The organism is Bradyrhizobium sp. CER78 (assembly GCF_029846235.1).
Taxonomy (GTDB): Bacteria; Pseudomonadota; Alphaproteobacteria; order Rhizobiales; family Xanthobacteraceae; genus Bradyrhizobium.
Genome location: NZ_JARVWP010000029.1, coordinates 57,808 through 66,439, shown reverse-complemented (window position 1 = coordinate 66,439; position 8,632 = coordinate 57,808). Strand labels below are relative to the sequence as shown.

Below are 8,632 nucleotides of genomic sequence, written 5' to 3'. Positions count from 1 at the left end.
CGATCCAGTATTCCAGAGGCAGCAGTGCTTGAGCCGAGAGGCCGCGGCGTACTGGATCGCCCGGTCGAGCCGGGCGATGACGGGTGTGGAGGGATACCGCGCTATAACGGAATCCTGCGATACTCCCGGTTGGACAGGCTCGCTTCCTCCAGATCGAGGTCGCGCTCGATGCGGCGCCTGGTCTCGTCGGTGATCTTGCCGTCGCGCAGCAGCATGTGGATGAACTTGCGCTCGGAGGAGATCAGCTCGCGCGTCAGCTCGGTGCCGGTGGCGGAGACGTCGTGCTTGTCGGGATCGAGCACGTCGGGCAGCTGGTTGATGCGGATCTCGTGCCGCGAACGCAGCAGCTTGACGACCTCGTCGGACAGTTCGCGGTCGTCGGTGATGGCATCGAGCGACTTCAGCGCGGCGTTCAGCGCCTCGCGCCGCGCGGTGATTTCCTGCTCGTGCTCGGCGATATGCTCGCTGCGTCCGTCCCTGGCGAGGCCGAGCCAGCGCACCACCGGCGGCAGTCCGAGGCCGAGCCCGACCAGCGTCACGAAGATCACGCCGAAGGCAACGAACAGGATCAGGTCGCGATACGGGAAGGCTTCGCCGCTCGGCAGCGTCAGCGGCAGCGCCAGCGCCGCAGCCAGCGAGACCGCGCCGCGCACGCCGGTGAAGGCGACCACGAACACCGCCCGCCATGACGGCAGCGGATCGCGGTCGCGCACCCGCCGGCTGAGCCAGCGCGGCAGATAAGTGCCGGGAAACACCCAGAGGAACCGCGCCACGATCACGATGACGGCGACCAGCACGGTGGCGGTCAGGATGTCGTGCAGCGGAAACGCCTTCGACTTCTCGTAGAGCGAGCGCATCTGGAAGCCGGTCAGCAGGAACAGCAGGCCCTCGATCAGATAGATGATCAAGTCCCAGAAGAAGATGCCCTGCAGGCGCGTTGCGGCCGAGATCAGCAGCGGTCCGTTCCAGCTCATATAGAGCCCGCAGGCGACGGTTGCGATCACGCCGCTGCCGCCGAAATGCTCGGGGATCCAGTAGGCGAGATAGGGCGTGATCAGCGACAGCGTGATCTCGACCTGCGGATCCCGGGCTCTGCGGCGGGCGCGCAGGCTGAGCCAGCCGACTGCCGTGCCGAACGCGATCTCGCTGGCAACGATGACGAAGAACGTGCCGGTCGCCTTCGGCAGCGAGAACAGTCCGGTGGTGATGGCGGCCAGCGCGAAGCGGTACAGGATCAGCGCGGTCGCGTCGTTGGCGAGCCCTTCGCCCTCGAGGATCACCAGGATGCGCCTGGGCATGCCGAGCTTGCGGGCGATCGCGAGCGGGGCGACCACGTCCGGCGGCGCGACGATCGCCCCGAGCAGGAAGCCGACGCTCCAGGGCAGGCCGATCAGATAATGGGTCGCGGCCGCGACCAGGAACGCGGTGAAGATCACGCAGCCGACCGAAAGCAGGATGATCGGCCGCAGATTGGCCTTGAACTCGCGCCAGCTCATCGCGACGCTCGCCGAATAGATCAGCGGCGGCAGCACCACCAGCAGCACGAGCTCGGGCGGCAGTTCCAGCGACGGCATGCCCGGGACGAAGGCCAGCACGACGCCGACCAGCAGCAGCAGGATCGCCGGCGCGATATCGGTCCGCCGCGCAACCAGGGCGGTTCCCGCCAGCACGCCGAGCAAAGTGAGAAAGATCTGAAATTTTGCTTCCATAACGGGCTCAATTCGCCCGGAAACCAGCGCTAGTCAATGCGGTCCGGCCGGAGCCGGACCGCTCGAGCATGATGCTCAGACAAAGAGATGAGATGTCACAAAGCCGTCGTGGAGACGCTGTTGGACCGGCGGTCAGTCCTTGAGGTCGTAGCGGTAGGACTTCGAGACGATCTGCCAGCCGTCGGCGAGCTTCATGGCGACAAGGTAGTCGGTAAAATAGCGCGGCGGCAGCTGGCAACGCACCTTGATGAAGGCCGTGTTGTCGTCGGAGCGGTCGATGGTGACGATGAAGTCCTCGCGCGGCTTGCCTTCGGCCTTCGCCGACGTGCGCTTGCGCACCAAAGCGAGCCAATCCGGCACGGTCAGGACCTTCAGCTCGCCCTTCTCCACCCAGCGCAGATCGGCGCTCGGATGGAAGGCTTCGGCGAGCTTGTCGGCATTGCTCTCATAGAGGCCGTCGAAATAGGTTTGCACGACCTTTTCGACGGTGGATCGATCTTGGCTCATGGGTTGGTCCTCCCGGCAGGGTTTCGGTCTACAGGAGCGTTTTCGTGCGACGTGGGTAGCGGTTCGCGCGAGGAAAACGCGTCAAACAAGAATCGAGAGCCCCATTCCGATTCAAGCGGAACGGAAAGGGCTCTAGAACTTTAGCCGCGAACCGCCGCAGCGCGCCATGGCCGGCGGCAAAATTCTGCGTGAGGAGCAAGTTGTGACCGCATCTGCAAATTCGAATGAAATGATCCTGACCGGCGAATGCTTCTGCCGCGATGTGCGCTACGAGGTGGCCGACGCGTTTGCCTATGCGCTGAATTGTCACTGCTCGAACTGCCGGCGCACCACGGGATCGGCGTTCAAGCCGTTCGCGGGGATTGTGCGCGAAAAGTTCACCGTCACCAGCGGCGCCGACGGTCTCCTGATCTACGGCGATGAGATCACTCATGACGCGCATTGCGGCCGCTGCGGGTCGCTGCTCTATTCGCAGGTCCGTAACGGCGCTTATGTCCATGTCACGATGGGCACGCTGCGCGACGCGCCTTCGATCCGGCCAACCGCGCATATCTTCGTCGGCTCCAAGGCGCCCTGGTACGCGATCCTGGACGACCTGCCGCAATATCAGGAGCACGTGACGCAAGACGGGGAATAAATGGCGGGGAATAAATCCGCTCAAGGCAAGTTCTTGTTCTGAGCCTGGTCCGCTTGTGCCGCTGACGTCTCGGACGGCCCCAGCGAGAAGGCCAGCACGACGTCGTCGGCGCGCTGCTTGAACTCCTTTCCGACCGCGGTGCGCGCAGCGCCGGCAAGTTCTTGCAACGGCTTGTCCTGCAGCAGGCTGGGGAAGGTGACGGTCACCGACGTGAGCCGGCCATTGTGCCAGTTGAACCCGACCGCCGGTTTGACCCCGACCATCGCAACCAGATCGTTCTCCACGGCCTTGGCGTGCTTGAAGCCATCGAACACGGCGTCGACCAGGCCACAGCCCGCGGCGCAGCCGGCCAGCAGCGCAAGGACGAGGAGGTTTCGGACCATGGCGCCGAACTTGGCGTCGACCGTGCCGGCCCTGGCGGATGGAACCGCCGCGCTTGTGCCCTGCATCACGTCCTCCGTGCGTCTGTTCTCGTTGCCCGGATCGTGCACGAAAATGCGTGCCCGGCCAAATCCGAACCGGCGGTCGGTTTCGTCGACTAACAGTCAGGATGGCATGGTCTACGCCGGCGCGGATCGTGAGGTGTCTCACAAAGTGCCGCGCTTGATTCTGGTAGACGGACCTGCATGCTAAAAAACGGCCAGAGTGTCGCCATGAACGGGTCTGGATTCTTGAACTTGAATCGGTTGCTGCTCGCCGTCGCGGCCTTTCTGCTGATCGTCTGCCAGCCGGCCTTCGCCGAGAAGCGCGTCGCGCTGGTGCTTGGCAATTCGGCCTATCGGAACACCGCGCCGCTGGCCAACCCGGTCAACGATGCCTCGGTGATGGCTGCGACGCTGAAGAATGCCGGCTTCGACGCGGTCGACTTCCGCAAGGACCTGCCGGCCGTCGAGACCCGCCGCGCGCTGCGCGAATTCGCCGACCTCGCCCGCGATGCCGACATCGCGCTGGTCTATTATGCGGGCCACGGCATCGAGGTGGACGGCGCCAATTACCTGATCCCGGTCGATGCCAAGCTGGAGCGCGATACCGACGTCTATGACGAGGCGCTTTCGCTCGATCGCATCCTGGTCGCGATCGAGCCGGCGCGGAAGCTGCGGCTGGTGATCCTCGATGCTTGCCGCGACAACCCGTTCGCCAAGACCATGAAGCGGACGCTGGCGACCCGGGCGATCGGGCAAGGTCTCGCCAAGGTCGAGCCGACCAGCCCCAATGTGCTGATCGCCTATTCGGCGAAGGCCGGGTCTACGGCGGCCGACGGCGACGGCAAGAACAGCCCGTTCACGATCGCGCTGTCGAAGTTCCTGCCGACCCCCGGACTCGATGTCCGCCGCGCCTTCGGCTATGTCCGCGACGACGTGCTGAAGACCACCAACAACCGCCAGGAGCCGTTCGTCTATGGCTCGCTCGGCGGCGAGGACGTGCCGCTGGTGCCGGCACCGGCCAAGCCGGCGCCCGCCGCTGCCGCCGCGCCCACGGCACCCGCGCCGACGCCGCAGTCCGAATCCCGCCGCGATTACGAGCTGGCGCTTCAGATCGGCAACAGAAACGCGATGAACGCTTTCCTCGCCCAGTATCCGAGCGGCTACTACGCCAACCTCGCCAGATTGCAGCTCGAGAAGTTCGCGGCCGAGGACGCGCGCGTCGCGGCTACCGAGAAGGCGCGTCTGGCCGAGCAGGAGCGTGCACGGCTCGCCGCCGAGGGCGCGCAGAAGGCGCAGCAGGCGAAGGCCGAGGCCGACGCGAAGGCCGCCGAAGCGGCGCGTCTTGCCGCCGAACGGGCCAAGCAGGTCGCGCAGGAGCAGGCCACGGCCGCCGAGCAGAAGCGTCAGGCGGATGCTGCGCTCGCCGATCGCGCCGCGGCGAACAAGGCGGTTCCCGATGAGCCGGCAACGCAGGCTGCGGCCGCTCCATCAGCTCCGCCGGCTTCCCCTGAGAAGGCCACGACCGTGGCTGCCCTGGCGGCCGGTTCGCCCGAGGCCGATGTGGTCAAATCGGTGCAGACCGAATTGCGCCGCGTCGGCTGCCTGACCGGCGCCGTCGATGGCGACTGGAACGCGGCGTCGCAGCGCTCGCTGACGCTGTTCAACCGCTATGCCGGCACCAAGCTCGATATCAAGACCGCGAACGTCGACACCCTCGATGCCGTCAAGCTGAAGCAGTCCCGCGTCTGCCCGCTGGTCTGCGAGCGCGGCTACAAGGCTGAGGGCGATCGCTGCACCAGGATCGTGTGTACCGAGGGCTCGTTCCTCAACGACGACAATGAATGCGAGAAGCGGCGCGAGCGGAAGCCTGTCGCCAAGCGTGACAGCGACGAGCGTCCGTCACGCCGCGAGCGCGCCTTCAATCCGCAGCGCGAGCCGCAGGTCCCGTCCGCGGCCATTCCGCGCCCGCAGGGCCGTGCCAGGGCGGAAGGCGGCGGCAGCGGTCAGATCATGTGCGATGCCTATCTGTGCCGCCCGGTCAGGCGCGGCTGCCATCTCGAGTACCGCGGCGGCGGCGGCCCCGGCGGCAACGTCGGCAATGTCGAGGTCTGCAATTAGCAGATGAATGGACCCGCAAATCGCGCGGCGGGCTCCGCTTCACCTCGCCCCGCCTGCGGGGAGAGGTCGAATTCAAGCGCAGCTTGAATTCGGATGAGGGGACTCTCCGCAAACTCCGCCATCACTGAATCTGAGGACACAGCCCCTCACCCCCAACCCTCTCCCCGTAAGAACGGGGCGAGGGAGCGCAGCGCCGCCGCGGCCGCTTTGCGACCGAATTCTATCGCGAAGCTAGATCAAGCTCGCCGCGATGTTCACCATCAGCGCCAGCAGCGCGGTGTTGAACACGAACGAGATGATGCCGTGCACGGTCGCGGTGCGGCGGATGATCTTGTCGGTGATGCCGACATCGGAGACCTGCGCGGTCATGCCGATCACGAATGAGAAATAGACGAAGTCCCAGTAGTCGGCGTCGGTATGCTCGTCGCCGCTCGGAAACTGCAATCCGCCGGGCTTCCTGCCGCGATAGAAATCATGCGCGTAATGCAGCGCGAATGCGGTGTGGACCATCGTCCATGACAGCGTGATGGTGACGATCGCCACCGCCAGTCCGGCCGGGCTGCCCTTGGATGCGCCGAGTTCGAACACGATGGCCAGCAGGCTCGCCAGCGCGCCGAACGCGGTCAGCAGCAGGATCAGGAAACGGCCGTCGTCCTGCAATATGGCGCTGCGCTTGATGTGGGCGATACCACAGCGCAGCATCATCACATAGGCGAGCACGAGATAGAGCGCGGCAAAGGCGTCCCAGCCGGCGAGCAGGCGCGTGACGAGGCGCATCGAGCCGGGGATCAACAGCGCAACCATGATGCCGACCATGATCGAAGTGAAGGTGCGCGGCCGGCCCACCACCACGCGGACCGGCATCGGCAGCTTGCGGAAACGAACAAGGCGGTCGTCGAACTCCTTGTTCATCTCACGCTTCGCTTTCCGCTAGTTCTTGCGTTCTGCGACGAAGCGGGCTGCCGCGCGCAGCACGTCGCCCCGATCGCCGAACACCGACAGTGCGGCGTCGGCGCGCGCCAAGAGGTCGCGCACGCGCTGCTTGGCACCGTCGATGCCGAGCTGGGTGACGAAGGTGGTCTTGCCGAGCGCAGCATCAGCGCCGGCCGGCTTGCCGAGTGCGGCAGCGTCGCCCTCGACGTCGAGCAGATCGTCGGCGATCTGGAAGGCCTCGCCGAGCGCTTTGCCGTAATCGTCGAGTGCCTGGTATTCCTTCTGCGAGGCCTGGCCGAGGATCGCGCCGGCGATGCAGCCGAAGCGGAGCAGTGCGCCGGTCTTCATTTGCTGCAGGCGGGCGACGTCGACCGGCTCGCGGTCGCCGAAGCGGCCTTCGCCGGCAAGGTCGAGGATCTGGCCGCCGGCCATGCCGCCGACGCCGGAGGCGCGCGCCAGCGCGCGGGTCAGGAGCAGGCGGACCTGGGCATCCCTGTGGATCGCATCGCGGGTGATGATGTCGAAGGCGATCGTCAGCAGCGCGTCGCCGGCGAGGATCGCGGTGGCGTCGTCATAGGCCTTGTGCAGGGTCGGGCGGCCGCGGCGCAGATCGGAATTGTCCATCGCCGGCAGATCGTCATGGATCAGCGAGTAGCAGTGGATGCATTCGAGCGCGGCGCCGACCAGCAGCGCGGATTCGCGCGGGATGCCGAACACCGCGGCGCTCTCGACCGCCAGGAACGGCCGCAGCCGCTTGCCGCCGCCGAGGCTCGAATAGCGCATCGCCTCGATCAGCCGCTTCGGGCGCACGATCTCGTCGCTCTCGGTCGCGTCGGACAGCAGTTTTGCGAGCAGGGCTTCGGTATCCTCCGCGGTCTGGTCCAGCCGCTTGGAAAACTCTGCAGTACCGGTCGTCATTAAGAATTGCTCCAGATCGATTTTCGGCCGGACAATCGTTGATGAGATCGGCTTCGTCAATTCCACCCTGCGGCGGATTCGCGCCTTAAAAGTGCTGGAAAAACCGTGAATTATCCCACAGACATCAGACGGCGTCGGCCGTGTCCTGGCGGGCGGGTACCAAATCCTTGCTGAAGAGGTCCTCCCCGGGAACCCTCGTTTTGCGCATTGTCCGAATTTTATTGCTGCTTTTGCTGGCCGTGCTGCTGCTGCCCTATCTGGTGACGCCATTCTACCGCACCGGTCAGCCAGTCTCGGCCCTGATGGCGTGGCGGAGCCTGCGCGGGGCCCCGGTCACGCGGCATTGGGTCGATTTCGGCGCGATATCGCCCTATCTGCCCCGCTCTGTGGTCGGGTCGGAGGACGCCCATTTCTGCAAGCACCGGGGCATCGATTGGGGCGCGCTGCGCGAGGCGCTCGACGATGCCGAGGATGGCGAGGTGGCCCGCGGCGGCTCGACCATCACCCAGCAGGTCGCCAAGAACCTGTTCCTGTGGTCCGGCCGCAGCGTGATCCGCAAGGGGCTGGAACTGCCGCTGGCGCTCTGGATCGACTTCGTGCTGCCGAAGCAGCGGATCCTGGAAATCTACCTCAACATCGCGGAAATGGGCCCGGCCGGGCAATTCGGCGCCGAAGCCGGCGCCCAATATGCCTTCGGCCGCCCCGCCGCGACGCTGTCGCCCCGGGAAGCCGCGCTTCTGGCGGCGATTCTGCCGAATCCGGTGAAAAGGAGCGCCCGGAACCCGGGGCCGGGGGTGCGCAGGCTGTCCGGAACCTACATGGCCCGGGCCAATACCGTGACGCGCTGCTGGCGCGAAAATCGCGGCGATTGAGCGCGATTTCGGGCGCTTTTTGCTGTCTGCAGCCCTAGCTTTACGGAGTGCCTTCCTCTATAAGCGCGGCCTTACCGGCATCGCAGCTTGCGCTTCGAAGCGCTGAGCCCGTCCGCATTTCGGACGATGCCTCCGCAACACCCTAGAGGACACCGTCATGGCCGTTCCCAGAAGAAAAACCTCGCCGTCGCGCCGTGGCATGCGCCGTTCGGCCGATGCGATCAAGACCCCGACCTATGTCGAGGACAAGGACTCCGGCGAACTGCGCCGTCCGCACCACCTCGACTTGAAGACCGGCATGTACAAGGGCCGCCAGGTCCTGAAGGCCAAGAAAGAGTCCTGATCGGACTTCGGCTGTCGCGCCGCAAGCTCGAGCTTGACCCGGAAAAGTGCGTAGCGGTTTTCCGATGAGGTCACGCTCCAATCAAACGGCGCTGCGCCTGAATTCGGCCAACGAGTGCGGTCAAGACGGGCGCGTCCGCGGCGAGGCAAATGCCATCGCCGCATTGCTGG

Annotated in this window: 9 protein-coding genes; 4 read left to right on the top strand and 5 right to left on the bottom strand. The window is 65.7% G+C overall.

Annotated features, from left to right (window positions below):
- Positions 1-101: 101 nt before the first annotated feature.
- Entirely contained in the window at positions 102-1,709 is a 1,608-nt protein-coding gene (locus QDT69_RS35715; protein WP_279711149.1) for a Na+/H+ antiporter, read from the bottom strand.
- Between the two features lie 132 nt (positions 1,710-1,841).
- Positions 1,842-2,216 carry a nuclear transport factor 2 family protein gene (locus tag QDT69_RS35710; RefSeq protein WP_050425854.1) on the bottom strand — a complete coding sequence of 125 codons (375 nt, stop codon included), beginning with the start codon at positions 2,214-2,216 and terminating at the stop codon, positions 1,842-1,844.
- Positions 2,217-2,382: 166 nt separating this feature from the next.
- Here QDT69_RS35710 and QDT69_RS35705 point away from each other — a divergent pair, with 166 nt between their 5' ends.
- Positions 2,383-2,853 (top strand): GFA family protein, encoded by a 471-nt coding sequence (locus QDT69_RS35705; RefSeq protein ID WP_279711148.1) that lies wholly within the window; start codon positions 2,383-2,385, stop codon positions 2,851-2,853.
- A gap of 20 nt (positions 2,854-2,873) precedes the next feature.
- Here QDT69_RS35705 and QDT69_RS35700 read toward each other — a convergent pair whose 3' ends face one another.
- Positions 2,874-3,302, bottom strand: coding sequence for a hypothetical protein (locus tag QDT69_RS35700; RefSeq protein WP_279711147.1), 429 nt, complete (start codon positions 3,300-3,302; stop codon positions 2,874-2,876).
- A 204-nt stretch (positions 3,303-3,506) separates the two neighbouring features.
- Between QDT69_RS35700 and QDT69_RS35695 the strand changes: the two genes are divergently transcribed.
- Entirely contained in the window at positions 3,507-5,396 is a 1,890-nt protein-coding gene (locus QDT69_RS35695; RefSeq protein ID WP_279711146.1) for a caspase family protein, read from the top strand.
- A 231-nt stretch (positions 5,397-5,627) separates the two neighbouring features.
- Here QDT69_RS35695 and QDT69_RS35690 read toward each other — a convergent pair whose 3' ends face one another.
- Positions 5,628-6,308: a DUF1345 domain-containing protein gene (locus tag QDT69_RS35690; protein WP_279711145.1), complete on the bottom strand. Its 681-nt coding sequence runs from the start codon at positions 6,306-6,308 to the stop codon at positions 5,628-5,630.
- A gap of 18 nt (positions 6,309-6,326) precedes the next feature.
- The gene (locus QDT69_RS35685) at positions 6,327-7,247 is read right to left on the bottom strand and encodes a polyprenyl synthetase family protein (protein WP_050630738.1); all 921 of its coding nucleotides are present in this window, start codon (positions 7,245-7,247) and stop codon (positions 6,327-6,329) included.
- 200 nt (positions 7,248-7,447) lie between these two features.
- Here QDT69_RS35685 and mtgA point away from each other — a divergent pair, with 200 nt between their 5' ends.
- Together mtgA and rpmF are read left to right on the top strand one after the other, a co-directional pair.
- On the top strand, positions 7,448-8,119 hold the full coding sequence (gene mtgA / locus QDT69_RS35680; protein ID WP_279711151.1) for a monofunctional biosynthetic peptidoglycan transglycosylase: 672 nt from the start codon (positions 7,448-7,450) through the stop codon (positions 8,117-8,119).
- A gap of 157 nt (positions 8,120-8,276) precedes the next feature.
- Positions 8,277-8,462 (top strand): 50S ribosomal protein L32, encoded by a 186-nt coding sequence (rpmF, locus tag QDT69_RS35675; RefSeq protein WP_021077536.1) that lies wholly within the window; start codon positions 8,277-8,279, stop codon positions 8,460-8,462.
- Positions 8,463-8,632 lie beyond the last annotated feature (170 nt).